Origin of the sequence: Hyphomicrobium sp. DMF-1 (assembly GCF_027886585.1) — a bacterium.
Classification (GTDB): domain Bacteria; phylum Pseudomonadota; class Alphaproteobacteria; order Rhizobiales; family Hyphomicrobiaceae; genus Hyphomicrobium_C; species Hyphomicrobium_C zavarzinii.
Window position 1 is genome coordinate 769,142 of record NZ_CP115706.1, and the last position, 19,262, is coordinate 788,403.

Below are 19,262 nucleotides of genomic sequence, written 5' to 3' on the forward strand. Positions count from 1 at the left end.
CCCTGTTCGACAGTCCTGTTGCCAGAGGATCATTCCTGGTATGAGACTGCCCGCGGAAGTGCGGGAGATACGAGATGGTTGCTGACGTCGGCACGGATACCTCGAAGCCTTTGGTTCTGCCCAAGCCGGATTTGCATCACATCATCGTGGTGGGCGGCGGAGCGGGCGGCCTGGAGCTGGCGACGCGGCTCGGCGACAAGCTGGGGCGGCGCAAGAAGGCGGCGATCACGCTGGTCGACCGCTCGCGCACGCATATCTGGAAGCCGCTGCTTCACGAAATCGCCGCGGGCAGCATGGACGTCGACCGGCACGAGGTCGAGTACATGGCGCAGGGCCACTGGCACGGCTTCAAATTCCGCTATGGCGAGATGATCGGCCTGGACCGGGCGCGGAAGCTCATCCACCTGGCGCGTACCGTCGACGAGGACGGGCGCGAGATCACGCCGGATCGCTGGCTTCCCTACGACACGCTCATCATTGCCGTCGGCAGCGTCTCGAACGATTTCGGCGTGCCGGGCGTGAAACAGAACGCGATGATGCTCGATACGCCCGAGCAGGCGGAGCGCTTCAACCGCCGCCTGATCAACGCCTGCGTGCGGGCCAATACGCAGCCGGGCCCCATTCGGCCGGAGCAGCTCCACGTGGCGATCATCGGCGCGGGCGCGACGGGTACCGAGCTTTCCGCCGAGCTGCACGGCACGGCGCGTGGCGTCGTGGCGTTCGGTCTCGACAAGATCGATCCGGAGAAGGACATCCGCATCACCCTGATCGAGGCGAACGATCGCATCGTTCCGGCGCTCCCGCCGCGCATTTCCCAGGCGACGGCCGAGATCCTGACGGGGCTCAACGTCGATATCCGCACGAGCGCTCGCGTGACGGAGGTGACCGAGCACGGGGTGAAGCTCGCGAGCGGCGATTTCATTCCTTCGGAACTCGTGGTGTGGGCGGCTGGCGTGAAGGGGCCGGACGTGCTGAGCAACCTCGACGGGCTCGAGGTCAGCCGGTCCAACCAGCTCATCGTCAAGCCGACGCTCGAGACCACCTTCGATCCCAACATCTTCGCTTTCGGCGATTGCGCCTATCTGGTGCCTCCGGGCGAAACGCTCGCCATTCCGCCGCGCGCCCAGGCGGCGCACCAGGAGGCGTCGCATCTCGTGAAGCAGCTCAAGGCGCGTCTCAATGGCGAGCCGTTGAAGCCGTTCGTCTATCGCGATTTCGGATCTCTGGTGTCGCTCGGCGACTACTCGACGGTCGGAAGCCTCATGGGCTTCGTGACCGGGCGCAAGATGCTGATCGAGGGCTTCGTCGCGAAGCTCATGTATCGCTCGCTCTACAAGATGCACGAGACGGCCTTGCACGGATATTGGAAGGTGATGCTGGATTCGATCTCGCGCCTTCTGACGCGCCGCACGGAGCCGCACGTCAAGCTGCATTAGGGAGGCAGCGGGCAGGGCAGTAAGGCAGTGGGGGCGTGGAGATGGTGCAAGAGGTGAATGCGGCCGGGGGCTGTCTCTGCGGTGCCGTGCGTTTCAAGGTCCACGGCGTGCCGATCCGCATGGCGCAGTGTCACTGCCGCGATTGCCAGCGCGCGTCCGGCACCGGCCACATGTCGAATGCCATCTTCAAGACGGCCGACGTCGAGGTCTCAGGAACGACGGCCAGCTATGCGAGCACGGCCGACAGCGGAAACACGCTCACCCGCCATTTCTGTCCGACGTGCGGCGGCCGCCTGTTTCTCTACAGTGCAGCGCGGCCAGGCATGATCGTGATGGCGGCCGGGGCTTTCGACGACATGAGCTGGTTCGAGCCGCAGATCGTGCTCTACACGAAGAACAAGCCGGCCTGGGATCTCGTGAGCGAGGCCGTGCCGCATTTCGAGGGGATGCCGCCGCCCCCGCCGCCGAAGGCTTGAAAGCCGGGCGGCTGACTATTGCTTCAAATTTTAAGAAAGCCTTCAACTAGGGATTGACGGGGCTTTGTTATCCTTACTCCGCGGGCCATGAGGGATCCGATGGAGGGCGCACCCGTGTGTGAGCTCAGTGTCGTCTTAATGTTCGTCGTAGCGCACATCGTGGCCTGGGCCGCGCTCGGCGGGGGCTGGCGAGGTGCCGCCAGGGCTCCGTTCGCCGTGCTCGTTCCCGCCGTCGCGCTGATCGTCCTCAACGCGGTGTTCTACGACTCCTACAACGATCTCCTGATCAAGATCTGGGCTTTTCTGAGTTGGGAGTTCCTGTATCTGCTCGGCTATCTGACGTTGCGCATCATGACGCGCGCCTCGCCCGTGCGGTCGTAGGGTACGTCCGGTTTTCGGTGTTCGAGGCTAGGGCTTGCCGCGCAGATAGCCGATGCGGCCGCCGGAGGTCTCGCGCAGCCGTTCCAGGTGATCCAGAAGCTCCCGGGGATGGAGCGGAAGCCCGGTCATCCTCACATGATCGTCCTCGAGCGCGGCGAGCGAGGGCATGATCCCTTCGGCCGTCTTGTGCAGCATGGCGATGGTGGCGACGCACGAGCGGGTCATGTTGCGCGGGACCTTCGGGATCGCGCTCGAGATCAGATTGCGCGCGCGGTCCGACAGATAACTCGACAGGCGGCCGAACACGGCGATGAGCTTGATGAAGAAGTCCTCGCGGAAGCGATAGCCCCGCGTCTCCATCCATTCGAAGAACTTGGTCATGATCATATCCTGCCGGCGCAGGATTGGCGTGAGGCGGTAATCCTGCCACTCGGCCACGAGATCGAAGCGGGGATCTAAGTCGATGTCGCCGGGGGCGAAAGTCTCCCTGGCCTTGACGCCCACGCTCTTGAAGAAGTCCTTGTTGCTGCGCGTATCGAGCCGCGTCTTGAAGGCGGGCAGCTCCACCGCGCCGTCGCTGGCATCGGAGAAGGCCTGCGCGACCAGCTTGGCGCAGAACAGTTTGCGGCGGCCCTTGAGGCGCATGCTGAAGTCGTAGGGGATGTGACGCGCTTCGCCCGTCTTGGTCGCTTGGATGCGGGCATATGCGAGGGCTGCGGCGCGGGCTGCAAGATCCGCATCGCGGAAGCGGTAGAGCACCGCGCGCCCAAGGCCGTGGTCGAGCACGTGCTCCAGCGTGTTGATCACCGAGCCGTCCTCGATCAACGCCTCGACGACCCAGTGCTGGCCCTTGCCGTCGATGTGGATGATCGCGATGTGGCTGAACTGGGTGTCCACGTCGCCGATGCGGGCGATGGCCGCGCTGTTGTGCGCGCTGCCGCGGACGAGGAGCACGTCGCCCGAGCGGAAGGGGATGTTCTGGCCGGTGTAGAAGGCGGGATTGACGAGGGTGTTGTAGGCCTTGCCGGTGAAGCCGCGTCCGCCTTTCTCGCCCGATGCAAGATGCGGATTGCCGGCGGCGATCTCGCCCAGGATGTCGGAGCCGTAGCGTGCGATGCGGAACACGTCGCGCAGCGCGATCTCGGCCGGGCGCGTCAGCAGGCCTTTCGAATGCCAGACGGCGATCCGGTCGCGCAGACGCATGCGTCCCCTGAACAGCTCGCCCAGGAGCGCGGGGGCGGCTTTTGTGATCTCTCCGCTGCCTGTCGTCACGTCGATGGAGTTGAGGAGGTCGTAGAGCGTGCGGAGCGCGGCTGCCAGCTCATCGGGCGTCTCGAACTGCCGGTCCGCCACGATGCTGAATTGGGCAAGACGCTCCTCAAGTCCCGTCACGACAGACCGTTGCACAACACGCCCCCTTACTCGCGGCCCGCTTCGACACGGGCACTGCCCCTTGGCCAGTATGGCATTCTACTACGACAGCTCTGCCCGCGGAAAATGCTCCGGGTTCTTATTAAGCGCGGGCTTTGCGTGCGGAATAAGGGCCGGACGCCCCGTTGGGGCGCCCGGCCTCGATTCTATCCGCGGCGAAGCGCGGCCAGAAGCTCTGGGGTGGGGTAGGAATCGGCCGGGAGCTTATATTTCAGCTGCATGGCCTTGATGGCCTGCCGGCTCTTGAGGCCGATCAGGCCGTCGATCTCGCCCACGTCGAAGCCCCGCGCGGTGAGAAGGCGCTGCAACTCCTTGGCCTCGTCCTGGGTGAGGGTGGGGATGCCCTCGCGTCCGCGCCGCATGGCCGGGGCGCCGTTGATGCGCGTTGCCAGGTAAGCGGCGGTGGTGGCGTAATTGAGAGACTGGTTCCACTGCAGATAGACGTTGAAATTCGGGAAGGCGAGGAACGCCGGTCCGAACCGGCCCATCGGCAGCAGCAAGGAGGCGGGTAGCGCGTCCTTCTCGAGCGGCGCGCCGTCCGCCTGCGTCACGCCCCACGCCGCCCACTGCGAGCGCGGATGCGTGATGGCGAGGTCCGACTGATCCCAAGGCATCTGCTCCGGCACGCGCACCTCCTGGATCCACGGCTCGTTGGGCCGCCAGCCGAGGTGGGCCATGTAGTTCGCGGTGGTGCCGATGATGTCGGTCGCGCTGTCGAACAGGTCCGGGCGGCCGTCGCCGTCATAGTCGATGGCGTGCTCAAGATAGCGGGTGGGGAGGAACTGGGTCTGCCCGATTTCGCCGGCCCAGGACCCGATCATCGTGGAGGGGGTCATGTCTCCGCGATCGATGATCTGGAGCGCGGCCTTGAGCTCATCGCGGAACATTGGGCCGCGGCGGCAATCGTAGGCGAGCGTCACGAGCGAGCGCATGATCGGCAGCTTGCCCATACCGGCGCCGAAGTCGCTTTCGAGTGCCCAGAACCCGGTGATGACGCCGGGGTCGACTCCGAACTGCTTCACGGCGCGATCGAAGGCCGCGCGGTTCTTCTGGATCTGCGCGCGCCCGTTGGTGACGCGGTTCGGGGTGGCCAGCTTGGCGGAAAAGTCGAGGAAGCTCTGCGAGAAGAAGCCCTGGCGGCGATCGCGCGAGATGACGCCCTGGTCGGGCGTCATGCCGTCGAGGGCGAGCGAGATGGTGCGCTGGCTGATGCCCTCGGCGGCGGCCTCGCGGCGGAAGTCACGCATCCAGGTGTCGAAGGCCCAGCTCGTCTTGCAATTGCGCGGAGCGGCGGGCGGCGGCATGCCTTTGGTCGAGACGCGTCCACCGGTCGCCTGGCCGACAGCCGGGGTCTGCACGGCAGCCGGAGTGGCAGCAGCCGGCGTTCCAGCGGGGGGCGCGGCCGAAGGGGCCGCGGCCTCGCCCGCCAGGGGGTCGCCCGCGTCGGGCGCGGGCTGCGCCTTCTTCTTCTGCGGCTTTGCTTTCGGTGCCTGGTCGGTCGGGCCGAATTCGATGCCCCCTGCCATCACGGAGGATGCGGGGAGGAGAGCGGCTGCGGCGAGAGTTGAGAGGGTGGCGGAAAGAAATAGAGCAAATCGCATTTCGGTCCTTCCGGATCTCGGGTTCGCCGCCACTCATGCCGACCCATGTGGCGCCGTCAAGACTCAAGCCCCCCGGCTGTTTTCCTTGAGTGCTGATGATTTCCGGTGAGTACCGGTGGCCCGTTGCCGCATAGAGTGACGCAGCGCGGAGATCCGCGGCGCCATTTCCGTTTTGTCGGAGGGGTTTCAGGCACTTCCGATGAGAATGCCGACCGCGAAGACGATGAGGCCGCCGGCCACGACCTCGACGGTTGCTCGCATGAACGGGGTATCCATGTAGCGGGCGCGGATCCAGGCGATGGTCCAAAGCTCGATCAGCACGACGACGGCCGCGACGCCGGTGGCGGTCCAGAAATCCGGGATCAGGTAGGGAAGCGTGTGGCCGAGGCCGCCGAGGGCGGTCATGAGGCCGGTGATGGCGCCGCGAATCCATGGGTGTCCGCGGCCGGATATCAGGCCGTCATCGGCCATGGCCTCGGCAATTCCCATGGAGATGCCAGCGCCGACGGAGGCGGCCATGCCGACCAGGAAAGTCGCCCAGGTGTCGTGGGTGGCGAAGGCGGCGGCGAAAATGGGCGCCAACGTGGACACCGAGCCGTCGATCAGGCCGGTGAGACCCGGCTGAACGTACTGGAGCACGAACGCGCGCCTCTCCGCCTGCGCTTCCTCCACACGGGCGTCCGCCGAGATGCCGGTTTCCCGAAGGCGAACGGCCAGGCTCGCGTGTTTGTCCTCGGCCGCGATCAGGTCGCCCAGGAGCTTGCGGATGGAGGCGTCGGTGGTGCGGGCAAGGATGGACCGGTAGAAGCGGCCCGTCTCCTGCTCCATGGATTCCGCCTGGGCGCGCACCTTCTCGAGCCCCAGCGGGCGAACCATCCAGATCGGATCGTGGCGTATGAATCCGCGGACATCCTGCCGGCGGATCAAGGGGATGTGGTCGCCAAATTTCTGGCGATAGAGGTCGATAAGCCAGCGGCGATGCTGGTTCTCCTCCTCCGCCATCTCCGTGAAGAGCTTGGCGGAAGCGGGATAGGTCTCCTCGAGGGCGTGGGCATACTCGGAGTAGATGCGGCCATCCTCCTCCTCGAGCGCGATGGCAAGCGCCAGCACCTCCCGCTCGTCCAGATCCTCGAACCTGCGCATGAACTGCCCCTTTTTGCCCAAATAGTTTAGAATAATTCTAATTAACAGAGCTATGCGATGCAAGGGCGCGAGACCCGGCGCGACACTCCGCCGAGGCCCGGATTTTCGCCGATTTTGGGAAAAGCGACGCGGTCCGCGCCCCAAGCTTGTGAGACCCAAGCGCGAGGTGATAAGGACGCGCGCATGACCGACATCTCATTGATCCGCAACTTCTCCATCATCGCCCACATCGATCACGGCAAGTCCACGCTTTCGGACCGCCTGATCCAGATCTGTGGCAACGTTTCGAACCGCGAGATGAAGGAGCAAATCCTCGACTCGATGGACATCGAGCGCGAGCGCGGCATCACGATCAAGGCGCAGACCGTGCGCCTCGACTACAGGCACAAGGATGGCAAGGTCTATCAGCTCAATCTGATGGATACGCCAGGCCACGTGGACTTCGCCTACGAGGTCTCCCGCAGCCTCGCCGCGTGCGAGGGCGCAATCCTGGTGGTGGACGCGAGCCAGGGCGTTGAGGCGCAGACGCTCGCCAACGTCTACCAGGCGCTGGACAACAATCTCGAGATCCTGCCGGTTCTCAACAAGGTGGATCTGCCGTCCGCCGACGAGGACCGCGTCAAGCAGCAGATCGAGGACGTGATCGGCCTCGATGCGTCCGACGCCGTCGGCGTTTCCGCCAAGACGGGTCTCAACGTCGAGGCCGTTCTGGAAGCCATCGTCGAGCGCCTGCCGCCGCCGAAGGGCGATGCCTCGAAGCCGCTGAAAGCCATGCTGGTCGACAGCTGGTATGACGCCTATCTCGGCGTCGTCGTTCTCGTGCGCATCATCGACGGCACGCTGAAGCGCGGCCAGAAGGTGCAGATGATGGCCACCGGCGGCCACTATCAGGTGGAGCGCGTCGGCATTTTCCGTCCCAAGCAGGAGATGCTGGATCAGCTGGGCCCCGGCGAGGTCGGCTTCTTCACGGCCGCCATCAAGGAGGTGGCCGACACCCGCGTCGGCGATACCGTGACGGATGAGAAAAACCCGACGCCGGAGCCGCTACCGGGCTTCAAGCCGGCGCAGCCGGTGGTGTTCTGCGGACTCTTTCCAGTCGATGCGGCGGACTTCGAAGATCTGCGCGATGCGATGGCGCGGCTTCGGCTGAACGATGCGAGCTTCTCGTTCGAGGCGGAAAGCTCCGCGGCGCTGGGCTTCGGCTTCCGTTGCGGCTTCCTCGGCCTCCTGCATCTCGAGATCATCACCGAGCGGCTCGAGCGCGAGTTCAACCTCGATCTGATCACGACCGCGCCCTCGGTCATCTATCACATCCATATGACCGACGGTTCCGTCGTCGAGCTGCACAATCCGGCTGACATGCCCGATACGGTCCGTATCGATCACATTGAGGAGCCGTGGATCGAAGCGACGATCCTGGTGCCGGACGAGTATCTGGGCTCCGTGCTGAAGCTCTGCCAGGATCGCCGCGGGCGCCAGAAGCAGCTTACCTACGTCGGCACGCGCGCCATGCTCGTCTATGAGCTGCCGCTCAACGAGGTGGTGTTCGATTTCTATGACCGCCTCAAATCGGTTTCGCGCGGCTATGCGTCGTTCGACTATCAGATCAAGGGCTACGAGGAGAACGAGCTCGTGAAGCTGTCGATCCTCGTCAACGACGAGCCGGTCGATGCGCTTTCGATGATCGTGCACCGCACGCGCGCGGAAAGCCGTGGCCGGTCCATGTGCGAAAAGCTCAAGGAACTGATCCGGCCGCACCTCTTCAAGATCCCGATTCAGGCTGCTATCGGCGGCAAGGTGATCGCGCGCGAGACCATCAGCGCGCTGCGCAAGGACGTCATCGCCAAGTGCTACGGCGGCGACATCACGCGCAAACGCAAGCTGCTCGACAAGCAGAAAGCGGGCAAGAAGAAGATGCGCGAGTTCGGCAAGGTGGAGATCCCGCAAGAGGCCTTCATCGCCGCCCTCAAGATGGACGAGAACTGACGCAGACGCGGGACCAACAATTTCTGACGTGTGTCTGGGCCCCGGCCGGCCGTGCGTAGCGTGGCTTCGCCATGACGCCGGGATGACGGCCTAGCCCTGATGCAGGCCGATCCAGCCACACTACGATCGCATTCAACGCCAACTCGATAGACACCTAGAAAGGATATCTCATGCCCACGATGACCGATCAGCGCCGCAAGAAGATCCAGGCTCGCCAGCGCAAGGCCAAGAACGCGCTGAAGCGCGAAGCCAAGGCGACCAAGCGCGCGCGCAACAAGGCGAAGTAAGGCGAGGGCTCGCTCGCAGACGACGGCCTCGCGCGAGCGGGCGGGTCGGCGGGGGCCACGAGGCTCTAGCGAATGAAAACGGAGGGCACCGGCCGGTGCCCTCCGTTTGCGTTAGGTGGCCATGATCGAAGCGTGTGCGCTCAATCCCAGCGGCGCGTGAGACGGCGGACCTGGGGCATATCGAACACGTCGAAATAAGGGCTGGTGCCGGGCGCATAGTCTTCGGCGTATTTGTAGCCGCCATCGCACCAGGGATTGCCATAATAGCCGTAGGGGCCATTGTAAGGCTTGCAGTCGCGTGCGACCTCGCGATCGCGAACCGGCTTGCGCTTGCCGTGGGCAAAGGCGTCGGCCGGCGTCATGGCGAAGGCGGCAATGCCAAGCGCGGCGATTGTCAGCAGCGGTTTCAGGGTCATGGGGCTCGGCTCCTGTCGGAAAGCACTTGCTCGGTATTTGGTACCCACTGGCTGATTACGCAAGAAACGGGTCAGGGCATTCCTGAGGTTTGCTTCCTACCTGTGACCATTAAAGCGCGTTCGATTCGGACGGACGCGCGAGTTTTCTCGATTTACTCGAAGTGACGATACCTGACGATGGCCTGAACCGGCGCTAGCCCCCGTGGATCGCGCCGGTCGTGGTCTGTCACTCGGCCGCGGTATCGAACGCGTCGCTCTCGATCATGGGCAGCGTCAGCGCGTCGATCTCGTCGAGCGCCTTGCCAGCGATGCCCTGCACGTCGCCGTACATGCCGACGGTGGCTTCGATCACGCCTTTGATCTGCGCCTCGCGCTTGGCCCAGAGCCGGGTCATGGCCTTGCGCTCGCGATCGAGGTCGGCCTGCATGTCCGAGAACTTCTCGACGATCGCCTCCACGCGATGGCGGAAGCGTGGGCCGGTGAGGTACTCGTAGACCAGCTCCATCTTGGTCTGCTGGCCCTCCTTCGAGTGGCGCGCGGCGGCAAGCTCGACCAGCGACTGGCGGAGCGCGATGGCTACGGGAATGGCGCAACGCGAATCCGTGACCCAGATGCCGTCGATCAGATCGAACGTATCGACACCCTTCGGCAGCGCGTTGGAGACGAGGAGCGCGATCTCGGCCTTGGCGGCGCGCTGGTCGCCGCGCAGCTTGGCGAGCCAGCCGTCGCTCCAGTTCTTCGTGCGCTTCGATTCCCATAGGATGGTGCCGCACGGCTGATCGAGCGGGCCCATGACCCGCTGCAGCACGTCGCCGCCAAACTCTCCCTTCGGGACCGCCTCGATGAGATCGCGGGGGAACTTGCCGCGTAGCGTCTTCTCGAGCTCGAGCTCGAGGGCTTCGCCCTGGAGTTGCTGCGAGCCCTGCTCGGCCTTGCGCTTCAAGTCCTCGATCTGGCGCTGCATGGAGGAGATCTGCTCCTCCTTTTCGAGGACGCGCAGCTTCAGGGCCTCCTCGGCTTCGAGCTTCGCTTTCTGGCGCACGTCTCCCAGCGAGTCCTGCACGCGCTTCTCGATGGTCAAATCCATCTCGCGCTTGGCGTCGTCCAGCTCGCGTTGCTTGCGGATGAGGTCCGCCTGCACCTTCTGCGCTTCGGCGAGCTTGCCGTCGCGCTCGCGCAGGACCTCCTGGAGATCCTGGAGCTGCTTGTTCTTCTGGTCCATGTCGGAGGCGACGAGGAGTTTCGCCTTCTTGGTCTCCTCGGCGGCGATACGCTCCCGCTCGGCCTGGACGCGGGTGGCGACCTGCTCGGCAATGGCGGCCTTCTCCTTCGCGAGGGCCGCCTGCTGGTTGCGGATCTCCGCTTCGCGCCTGGCGACCTCGGCATCCTTCTCGGCGAGCGCCTGCTCGAACTTCCTGCGCGTCGCTTGGATGATCGGCGCGGCGAGCTGTTCCGTGAGCTTGATCTCGGTGCTGCAGCTCGGACATTTGATGGCGGGCTCGGTCATGCCGTCCTTTCGATGCTTTCGAGTTCAATACGGATTCGCGAATCCGAATCCCTCGCGGGCCTCTCGGGGAGGCTCACTTAGGCGTGGCTGCCGACGCAACCGGTCAGATGATTTCGCGAGTCGATGTTCTCTAAATGTTCTCACCCTTTCCCCTGCCGGTCAACAGCAATCTTCGGGGAAGTGGCGGATACAAGCGAAGGCGCCGCCGCGGCCAGCGCCTTCGATTTGCTGCGTTACTTGCCGCGCTTGGCCAGCCATTCCTTCATAAAGGCGATCTCCGCTGTCTGGGCTTTGACGACCTCCTCGGCGAGTTTCCGCACCTCGGGGTCCTTGCCGTATTTCAGGACGACCTCGGCCATGTCGATCGCGCCCTGATGGTGGGGGATCATGCCGCGCATGAAGTCCACGTCGGCGTCGCCGGTCAGCGGGATCGACATCCCCGCGTGCATCTTGGCGTTCACGGCCTCGAAGGCTTTCGCCGCGTCGTTTGCGGGTTGGGCGGCGGTCTCAGCGTGATGGTGCTCGTGCCCCGCGTGCGGGTCTTCGGCCCGGGCGTAAAGCGGCAGGGCGACGGCCGTCAGGGCTGCGAGGGGAATAGCGAGAAGATGCTTCATCAGGGCTCCCAAGTTTAGGCCGCTCTCTCCGCGGCGCATGCGAAAGGTTATGCAGGTCGTGGCGATCAACGATTGACGACGGTCATCATCGCCTCGGGGTAGCGGGTGCCGGAGGCGGCGCCCGCAGGGAAGGCGGCTTCGATCTCCGCGAGTTCGCCGGCCGCGAGCGTGATGTCGGCGGCGCGCGCATTTTCCTCCAGGTATTTGCGGCGCTTGGTGCCGAACAGGGGCACGACGAACTCGTCCCTGCCGAGCAGCCACGCGAGCGCCAGCTCCGAGGGCGTGACGCCTTTTGCGGCAGCGATTTCGCGCACCTTGCCGACGAGCTTCAGGTTCTTGGCGAAGTTCTCGCCGGTGAAGCGAGGGCTGGTACGGCGGTAGTCGGCCGGCTCGAAATCGTCGGGGCTCTTGATGGCGCCGGTCAGGAAGCCGCGGCCGAGAGGGCTGTAGGCGACGAAGCCGATGCCGAGCTTGCGGCAGGCTTCCAGGATGCCGTCCTCCTCGGGATCGCGCGTCCACAGCGAGTACTCGGTCTGCACGGCCGTGATGGGATGCACCTTGTGAGCGCGGGCGATGGTCTCCGCGGAGGCCTCGCTCAGTCCGATGTGGCGGACCTTGCCTGCTTTCACCAGCTCGGCCATGGCGCCGACGGTCTCCTCGATCGGCGTCGCGGGGTCCACGCGGTGCTGATAGTAGAGATCGATATGATCGACGCCGAGGCGTTGGAGGCTGCCTTCGACGGATTTCCTCACGTACTCCGGCCTTCCGTCGATGCCGCGCGCGGCTGGGTTCTTCGGATCGCGCACGATGCCAAACTTGGTGGCAAGGAAGACGCGGTCGCGCTTGCCCGCGAGCGCGCGGCCCAAGAGTTCCTCGTTGGTGTGAGGCCCGTACATGTCGGCGGTGTCGAGGAAAGTGATACCGAGCTCGATCGCTCTGTGAATGGTGGCGATCGACTCCGCGTCGTCGCGCTGGCCGTAGAAGTCGGTCATGCCCATGCAGCCGAGTGCGAGTGCGGAGACTTCCGGCCCGTTGGGGCCGAGCTTGCGGGTTTTCATGTGAGCTCCATGGCGTTCAAATTTGCGTTGGGCCGCAGCGAATATGGGGGCCGGATGCCTCCGGCAAAGCCCCTCTCAGGGGCCGAAAGGCCAGTGTGGACGCCGTCCATCAGCCTGCCCACCAAGTGTTTCCCGACATGATTGCCGTTCAGTCCGGCTATATGTGCAACATATCCCGATGATCATTGCCTCATCTGACCTTGTTAAAGTGTCGCACACGCTGGCTGAATTGCTCTGCACTGAGAGTGACCGACGCGTGGCCGGGCTCGCTCGTTTTCGTCGCGTTTGGCTGGAGGCCTCCGGTGCGCGAATGCCCAGAAGGGCAAGGCAACCATACTTGGGAGACGAAACGATGAGGAAAGTACTTCTGATTGCAGCAGCGGCGATGATCCCGGCCTCTGCGGCTCTGGCCGATTGGGCAAGCAGCTTCAAGACCCTCGACACCGACGGCAACGGCCGGATCAGCCGTACCGAATACGAAGCCAACGTAGCGAAGCTGAAGCTCGATCCGGCGCCGACCTTTACGGCAATGGATGCCGACGTGAACAACGGCGTCGACGAGGATGAATGGGCCGCTGCGGAGAAGATGGCGAAGGCCTTCCCCGTGTCGTGCAAGTCGTCCGGCGAATCCTGGTGCCCCAAGCAGTACTGATACGTTCGTACGCTCAGACCTAACCCGAAACCCGGCAGGCAACTTCCGGGTTTCGGAGACGCTGTGGCGGCGACGGCCGGTCTGGCCGGCCACTTCGAGACACGTGACGCACTCGGCAACGGCGTCATGCGCTGGATCGATGTGGAGCGGCAGGTGGGCGGGTGCGTCATGCACTGTCGATCACTCTCACACTCGGCTTGGTTAGAGCCTCGCGTCCGCGGCGGGATGTGAGGTGGGGCGCCCGTTCGCATAAGCGGGGTGCGGGCGCAGGCGCCCCTTTCTGCCGAGCGCCGCTACGTTGCGAAGTCTGCCCCTGCCAAGCGGCCGGCATTCATAGCTCCACGCGGTTCAAGCGCAGCGCGTTTGCGACCACGCTGAACGATGACAGCGACATCGCAGCGGCTGCGATCATCGGCGAGAGAAGCACGCCGAGGACGGGATAGAGAACGCCCGCTGCGATCGGCACGCCGGCCGCGTTGTAAACGAAGGCAAAGAACAGGTTCTGGCGGATGTTGGCCATCGTGGCCGCGGAAAGTGCGCGGGCGCGCACGATGCCGTTGAGGTCGCCTTTGACCAGTGTGACGCCCGCGCTTTCCATGGCGACGTCTGTTCCGGTACCCATGGCGATGCCGACATCGGCTGCGGCGAGCGCCGGGGCGTCATTGGTGCCGTCTCCTGCCATCGCCACGATGCGCCCTTCCCGCCGCAAGCGTTCGACGACCTTGCTCTTGTCCTCGGGCAGCACCTCCGCCTCGACATTCGCGATGCCGAGCGTGCGTGCGACCGCCTCGGCCGTCGTGCGCTGATCACCCGTCAGCATCACGACGCGGATGCCGGCGGCCTTCAGCGCGGCGATGGCCGCGGGCGTGGTGGGCTTGATGGGATCTGCGATAGCGATGAGGCCCGCCACCTTGCCGTCGATGGCGACGAAGATGGCTGTTGCGCCTTCGCGGCGCAGCTCGTCCGCCGTCGCGTCGAGGCTTCGCGTGTCGATCCCGGCATCCGCCATGATCCTGACGTTGCCGATGACGATCTGGCGGCCTTCGACCTTGCCGACGACGCCCTTGCCGACGGGGCTGTCGAAGCCTTGGGGCTCGGCGAGGGCGAGGCCGCGCTCCCCGGCGGCGGCGACAATGGCCGAAGCAAGCGGATGCTCGCTGCCGCGCTCGAGGCTCGCAGCAAGACGCAGGAGGTCGAGCTCTGCTACGCCGTTCGCGGGGCGGATGGCGACGACGCGCGGCTTGCCCTCCGTCAGCGTGCCGGTCTTGTCGACGAGCAGCGTGTCGACCTTCTCCATGCGCTCCAAGGCCTCGGCGTTCTTGATCAGCACGCCGGACTTTGCGCCGCGCCCGACGCCGACCATGATGGACATGGGCGTGGCGAGGCCGAGCGCGCAGGGGCAGGCGATGATGAGCACCGAGACCGCCGCGATGAGACCATAGGTGAGCTTGGGCTCGGGGCCCCAAATCGACCACGCCGCGAAGGCCAGCAGCGAAACGAGGATGACGGTGGGGACGAACCAGGCCGAAACCTGGTCCACCAGACGCTGGATCGGCGCGCGGCTGCGCTGGGCGTCAGCCACCATCTGCACGATACGGGCAAGCACGGTGTCGCGTCCCACCTTATCGGCCCGCATGACGAAGCCGCCGGATTGATTGGTGGTGCCGCCGATGACGGCATCACCGATGGTCTTGGTCACGGGCATGGACTCGCCGGTCACCATGGATTCATCGATGGCGCTACGGCCTTCGAGGATCTCGCCGTCGACGGGGATGTGCTCGCCGGGGCGCACGCGCAGGCGATCGCCGGAGGCGACCTGATCGAGGTCGATGTCCTCGTCGGCGCCGTCGGAGCGGATGCGGCGTGCCTTCTTGGGGGAAAGGTTGAGGAGCGAGCGAATGGCGCCGCTGGTCTTGTCGCGGGCGCGCAGCTCCAGTACCTGGCCGACGAGCACGAGCACGGTGATGACGGCTGCTGCCTCGAAGTAGACGGCGACCGATCCATCATGCTCGCGCATCGAGGCAGGGAATAGGCCGGGCCAGAGCGTGCCGACGATGCTGTAAATCCATGCCACGCCCGTGCCAATGGCGATGAGCGTGAACATGTTGAGGTGGCGCGTCTTGATCGAGGCCCAGCCGCGCTCGAAGAACGGCCAGCCCGCCCAGAGCACGACGGGGGTGGCGAGCGCGAGCTGGATCCAGTTGGAATTCTGCCGGCCGATCCAGTGATGCAGCCCGGTGAGATGGCCGCCCATTTCGAGGGCGAAGACGGGGAGCGTGAGGGCGAGCGCGAACCATAGCCGCCGCGTCATGTCGGCGAGCTCTGCGTTCGGCACATCGTCGGCGGTCGCGACCTCGGGCTCGAGCGCCATGCCGCAGATCGGGCAGGAGCCGGGGCCGACTTGGCGAATTTCCGGATGCATGGGGCAGGTGTAGATCGCGCCAGGTTCTACCGGTTCCGGCTCCTTGGGGGGCTCGAGGTATTTCTGCGGGTCGGCCGCGAACTTCTCGCGGCAGCGCGCAGCGCAGAAATAGTAGGTGTGCCCTGCGTGGGTGTGCTGGTGCTTGGCCGTCTTGGGATCGACGGTCATGCCACAGACGGGGTCTTTGACGCCCTCGCATGCCTGTGCGCCGTGATCATGATGATGAGGCTTGGCCGCGTGAACGGGCGCGTTGTGCTGGCAGCAGCACCCCTGTTTCGGCGTTTCCTGCTGGGTCATGACGTTTTCTCCGCCGCAAACTTTCGGACAGCCCCTCATGGGGCTCTATACCCTGTGGGGGTATGTATTGACAGATATACCCCCATAGGGTATCCGTCAAGGCATGATGAAAGCATCGAAAGCCGCACGTCTGAAACGCCTCTCGCGCATCGAGGGACAGGTGCGCGGGCTTGGCCGGATGGTCGAGGAGGATCGTTACTGCATCGACATCGTCACGCAGATCGCGGCGGTGAGGGCCGCGTTGCGGCGGGTCGAGGAGGACGTGCTGCGCGATCACATCTCGCATTGCGTTGCGCACGCGATGGCCAGCGGCGACGCTGCGGAGCAGAAGCAGAAAATCGAAGAGCTGATGGACGTGCTGGCGCGCAGCGCGCGCTGATCAGGGCACGTCAGGAGCGGTTTGTTTTTTCCGGGAGCGCGCTAGGCCGTATAGGCGAGACGCAGTCCGCCCCAATGGCGTTCCTTGATCATGATGGGCGCTGAGATGTCGACCATGGGCACGTAGTTGCCGCCGCCCATGTCGCGCATGTAGGTCTGCACGAGAAACGGGCGATGATTGCGGCCGGCGCCGAGACCCACGCGATCGTTGAAGATCCTGCGGTTGCGGCAGTGGGCGGCATTCCAGATCGGGTCATTGCCCTGGGGCGATGAGAATTTCGTGTTGTGCGTCGGCAGGAAGCCGTTGCCGTCCACCGGCGCGCAAAAGACGACTTTGTTGTCGAAGCGCAGCGCTTCATCGATGATCGGCGTGATGATGCGGTCGAAGACCTCGATGTAACGCGTGCGATACTGCTGCGGATTGGTGCCCGCGATCGGCACGTAGGTGGTGTCGAATACCTGATCGAGTGTCGCGTCTCCGCGGTCGACAGCCGCCTCGAGCGCTTCGGATACGATCTTGGCGCGCCGCATCACCTCCTTGGCGAACGGGCTGTCGTCGGTTTCGACGCCGGAGCCGATGCTGATGGTGATCAGAGCTTCGCCCGATCTCTGAAGCTCGCCCAAGCGTCCCTCGATGCGCGCGATGTTCTCGGCCGACTGGCTGAAGCTCGCCGACATGTCTTCCACGCCCTGGATCAGGGAGCGGCTGCGGGTGTCGATCGAGGCGGCCGCGGTCTGGATGGCCGAGGTGTCGGCGACGATGTTGTTCACCGTCGCTTCCATGGAGTCGAACGTGGCGGATATGAGAGAGGTGCTCTCGTCGACAGCGTGCGCCAGATCCGCGCTCTTAGTGCCTTTTTCGATCAAGAGGTTGGCCTTGGTGGTCAGGTCGCCGACCGTGATCGAGATTTCGCGGGTTGCGATCGCCGTTTGTCCGGCCAGCGCTTTCACCTCGCTCGCGACCACCGCGAAGCCGCGTCCCGCAGCGCCCGCACGCGCCGCCTCGATGGTGGCATTCAAGGCGAGCAGGTTCGTCTGGTGCGTGATGGTTTCAATGCCGGCCGCGACGATCGACACCTTCTTCAGGGCGTCCTGGAAGAGACGCAGAAGCTCGCGCTGCTCGGAAACGGTGGTGGTTAGCGCGTCGATGCTGGCGATGGAGGCGCGGATCGCGGTCATGGAGTCCGCGATCTCTTTGCTGGTGCGCTGGGCAACCTCGAGGCTGTTCTGGGCGCTGGTGGCAACGCGGGCGTTCTCGGTTCCGAGATCGCGCATGTCGGTGCCGATCTCGATCATGCGGGCGGACTGGGTGGCCATGCGCGTGCTCAGCACCTTGGCGTTGCATGCGATGTCGACGATCTGGTGCCCGACGCCTGTCGCTTCCTCGGCGAATACCTTTACAATGGGAGTCAAGTCGCCTGAACCTGCGGGATCGGAAGCGCAGGACGACAGCGGATCTAGCACAGCGGTGTGAGACGGGTGCTTTGTCATGCGGCAATTGGTACCTGATTCGTGAACCTAAATTGTTGATCCAAGGCTTAGACTTAAGTCCATCAGTCGGCCCATTGTCCGGGTACACCTAGGTCCGAGACAGGCTCGGCCGTCGGATGAGCTCGAGAGGAGTGTGACGCATGTCATTCGATTTTTCGGCAAGCCTCAGCAGGCGCTTCGTGCTCGGGCTGGCGGTGTCGGGCGCGGGGCTTCTCGTCTGCGGGGGACGCGTGAACGCGACTGCGCTGCCTCAGATGGTGGTCCATCGTGATCCGACGTGCGGATGCTGCCACAAGTGGGTCGAGCATCTCGTGGCGAACGGTTTCCCGGTCACGGTGAACGACGTGCCGGGGATGAGAGCGGTAAAAGCCAAGCTCGGCGTTCCGCCCGATCTCGCCTCATGCCACACGGCGGAAGTCGATGGCTACGTCGTCGAGGGGCATGTGCCGGCCAGCGCCATCAAGCGTCTCATTTCGGATAAGCCCCAGGCGCGCGGATTGGCCGTGCCGGGGATGCCCGTCGGCTCACCGGGAATGGAGGGCGGCGAGCCCGAGACCTACGACGTCATTCTGTTCAACGCCGATACGCGCCAGACATTCGGCCGCTATCGCGAGGACAAAGCTGTTTGAGGCGGGAGCTGCCGCATCGCGGTAGCGTGCCCTTGCGCTTCCATACCGTTAACAGCGGATCGTGGCTCGCGCGCCAGCGTTTGCGGAGAGGGAGGTGCAAGGCGAGCGGTGCGAAGCTCTTCTTCCTCGCCTAGACGACGCGCCAGCATTGCGTAAGATGGGCCTTCACCGGCCGCTTGCCTTCGATGCGCTGTGGCTTATTCCGACGCGCAGCCGCTGGAGCGACGCAATTCATTTCTCTCTGAAGCAAGACATGAGCAAGAAGAGTGTTCGCCAGCGGGAAATCGTTTCCTTGCTTTCCGATCAGCCGACGTTGCGCGTCAGCGAGCTGGCGGAGGCGCTTCGCGTCACGACGGAAACCATTCGCCGCGACCTCGACGAGCTGACCGGCCGGGGGCTGATCAGCCGGACCTACGGTGGCGCGATCCTGCGCAAGGCCGCGGAGCCTTCGGTTGCGCAGCGGCACACGCTTCTGATCGAGGAGCGCACGCGGATCGCAAAGACGGCGTGCCGGATGTGCGACGGTGCGCGCGTGTTCATGATGGGGTCCGGCGCGACCACTCTGCATGTGGCGAGGCGCATGGCGGCGGGCATGCAGAACGTGACCGTCATCACGCATTCTTTTGCGATTGCGACGGCGCTTGCCTCCAATCCGACCATCACCGTGCTCATGACGCCGGGCTTCTATCATGCCGGTGAAGGGGCGATGTTTGGGGCGCAGACGCTGCGGTTTCTGGAGCAGTACAATGCGCAGTGGGTCATTCTCGGGGCGAGCGGTCTTGCGCCCGAAGGGGCCAGCGATGCCCTGATCGAGATGGCGGACGTCTATTCGGCGATGATCGAGCGCGCCAACCGCCGGATGATCGTGGCCGACGGTTCCAAGTTCAATCAGATGTTCACGGCGCGCTATGCGAGCTGGAGCCAGGTCGATTTGCTGGTGACCAACGAGACGCCGAACAGCGTACTGTTCAAGGCCATGCAGGTGGCCGAGGTCGAGCTCAAGATCGCGGAAGCAGACTAGAGAGCTTTCCTCCGATGCGGCGGGTTCCGCATCGGA

17 protein-coding genes are annotated in these 19,262 nt (G+C 64.6%); 8 read left to right on the forward strand and 9 right to left on the reverse strand.

What is annotated here, in order from left to right:
* The first annotated feature begins 74 nt into the window (after positions 1 to 74).
* From PE058_RS03430 to PE058_RS03440, 3 genes are all read left to right on the forward strand, one after another.
* A complete protein-coding gene (locus tag PE058_RS03430) occupies positions 75 to 1,436 on the forward strand; it encodes an NAD(P)/FAD-dependent oxidoreductase (protein ID WP_020084065.1) in 1,362 nt (453 codons plus the stop codon).
* A 41-nt stretch (positions 1,437 to 1,477) separates the two neighbouring features.
* The gene (locus PE058_RS03435) at positions 1,478 to 1,912 is read left to right on the forward strand and encodes a GFA family protein (protein WP_040497799.1); all 435 of its coding nucleotides are present in this window, start codon (positions 1,478 to 1,480) and stop codon (positions 1,910 to 1,912) included.
* Between the two features lie 114 nt (positions 1,913 to 2,026).
* A complete protein-coding gene (locus PE058_RS03440; protein WP_156827162.1) occupies positions 2,027 to 2,293 on the forward strand; it encodes a hypothetical protein in 267 nt (88 codons plus the stop codon).
* Positions 2,294 to 2,320: 27 nt separating this feature from the next.
* Here the strand turns inward: PE058_RS03440 and PE058_RS03445 are convergent, their stop codons facing one another.
* From PE058_RS03445 to mbfA, 3 genes are all read right to left on the reverse strand, one after another.
* Positions 2,321 to 3,700, reverse strand: a complete 1,380-nt coding sequence (locus PE058_RS03445; RefSeq protein WP_156827163.1) for a YiiX/YebB-like N1pC/P60 family cysteine hydrolase — start codon at positions 3,698 to 3,700, stop codon at positions 2,321 to 2,323.
* Positions 3,701 to 3,870: 170 nt separating this feature from the next.
* Positions 3,871 to 5,325: a lytic murein transglycosylase gene (locus PE058_RS03450; RefSeq protein WP_271029837.1), complete on the reverse strand. Its 1,455-nt coding sequence runs from the start codon at positions 5,323 to 5,325 to the stop codon at positions 3,871 to 3,873.
* A gap of 186 nt (positions 5,326 to 5,511) precedes the next feature.
* Positions 5,512 to 6,468 carry an iron exporter MbfA gene (mbfA, locus tag PE058_RS03455; protein ID WP_271029838.1) on the reverse strand — a complete coding sequence of 319 codons (957 nt, stop codon included), beginning with the start codon at positions 6,466 to 6,468 and terminating at the stop codon, positions 5,512 to 5,514.
* Between the two features lie 183 nt (positions 6,469 to 6,651).
* Here mbfA and lepA point away from each other — a divergent pair, with 183 nt between their 5' ends.
* Entirely contained in the window at positions 6,652 to 8,454 is a 1,803-nt protein-coding gene (lepA, locus tag PE058_RS03460; protein ID WP_020084071.1) for a translation elongation factor 4, read from the forward strand.
* Positions 8,455 to 8,881: 427 nt separating this feature from the next.
* On the opposite strand, the gene PE058_RS03465 is transcribed toward lepA, so the two are convergent.
* The 4 genes from PE058_RS03465 to PE058_RS03480 form a co-directional block, all read right to left on the reverse strand.
* On the reverse strand, positions 8,882 to 9,157 hold the full coding sequence (locus tag PE058_RS03465; RefSeq protein WP_020084073.1) for a hypothetical protein: 276 nt from the start codon (positions 9,155 to 9,157) through the stop codon (positions 8,882 to 8,884).
* Between the two features lie 226 nt (positions 9,158 to 9,383).
* Positions 9,384 to 10,664 carry a DUF2130 domain-containing protein gene (locus PE058_RS03470; protein ID WP_271029839.1) on the reverse strand — a complete coding sequence of 427 codons (1,281 nt, stop codon included), beginning with the start codon at positions 10,662 to 10,664 and terminating at the stop codon, positions 9,384 to 9,386.
* A gap of 233 nt (positions 10,665 to 10,897) precedes the next feature.
* The gene (copM, locus tag PE058_RS03475) at positions 10,898 to 11,278 is read right to left on the reverse strand and encodes a CopM family metallochaperone (protein ID WP_020084075.1); all 381 of its coding nucleotides are present in this window, start codon (positions 11,276 to 11,278) and stop codon (positions 10,898 to 10,900) included.
* A gap of 65 nt (positions 11,279 to 11,343) precedes the next feature.
* Positions 11,344 to 12,336: an aldo/keto reductase gene (locus PE058_RS03480; RefSeq protein ID WP_271029840.1), complete on the reverse strand. Its 993-nt coding sequence runs from the start codon at positions 12,334 to 12,336 to the stop codon at positions 11,344 to 11,346.
* A gap of 352 nt (positions 12,337 to 12,688) precedes the next feature.
* Here PE058_RS03480 and PE058_RS03485 point away from each other — a divergent pair, with 352 nt between their 5' ends.
* Complete coding sequence (locus PE058_RS03485; protein ID WP_026867742.1) at positions 12,689 to 12,988, forward strand: hypothetical protein; 300 nt, start codon at positions 12,689 to 12,691, stop codon at positions 12,986 to 12,988.
* A 331-nt stretch (positions 12,989 to 13,319) separates the two neighbouring features.
* On the opposite strand, the gene PE058_RS03490 is transcribed toward PE058_RS03485, so the two are convergent.
* Complete coding sequence (locus PE058_RS03490) at positions 13,320 to 15,707, reverse strand: heavy metal translocating P-type ATPase (RefSeq protein WP_271029841.1); 2,388 nt, start codon at positions 15,705 to 15,707, stop codon at positions 13,320 to 13,322.
* Positions 15,708 to 15,810: 103 nt separating this feature from the next.
* Here PE058_RS03490 and PE058_RS03495 point away from each other — a divergent pair, with 103 nt between their 5' ends.
* A complete protein-coding gene (locus tag PE058_RS03495) occupies positions 15,811 to 16,086 on the forward strand; it encodes a metal-sensitive transcriptional regulator (RefSeq protein WP_020084079.1) in 276 nt (91 codons plus the stop codon).
* 41 nt (positions 16,087 to 16,127) lie between these two features.
* On the opposite strand, the gene PE058_RS03500 is transcribed toward PE058_RS03495, so the two are convergent.
* A complete protein-coding gene (locus PE058_RS03500) occupies positions 16,128 to 17,498 on the reverse strand; it encodes a methyl-accepting chemotaxis protein (RefSeq protein ID WP_271029842.1) in 1,371 nt (456 codons plus the stop codon).
* A gap of 218 nt (positions 17,499 to 17,716) precedes the next feature.
* On the opposite strand from PE058_RS03500, the gene PE058_RS03505 reads away from it, so the two are divergent.
* Both PE058_RS03505 and PE058_RS03510 read left to right on the forward strand, forming a co-directional pair.
* Positions 17,717 to 18,205 (forward strand): DUF411 domain-containing protein, encoded by a 489-nt coding sequence (locus PE058_RS03505; RefSeq protein WP_271029843.1) that lies wholly within the window; start codon positions 17,717 to 17,719, stop codon positions 18,203 to 18,205.
* A 253-nt stretch (positions 18,206 to 18,458) separates the two neighbouring features.
* Positions 18,459 to 19,226, forward strand: coding sequence for a DeoR/GlpR family DNA-binding transcription regulator (locus tag PE058_RS03510; RefSeq protein ID WP_271029844.1), 768 nt, complete (start codon positions 18,459 to 18,461; stop codon positions 19,224 to 19,226).
* Positions 19,227 to 19,262 lie beyond the last annotated feature (36 nt).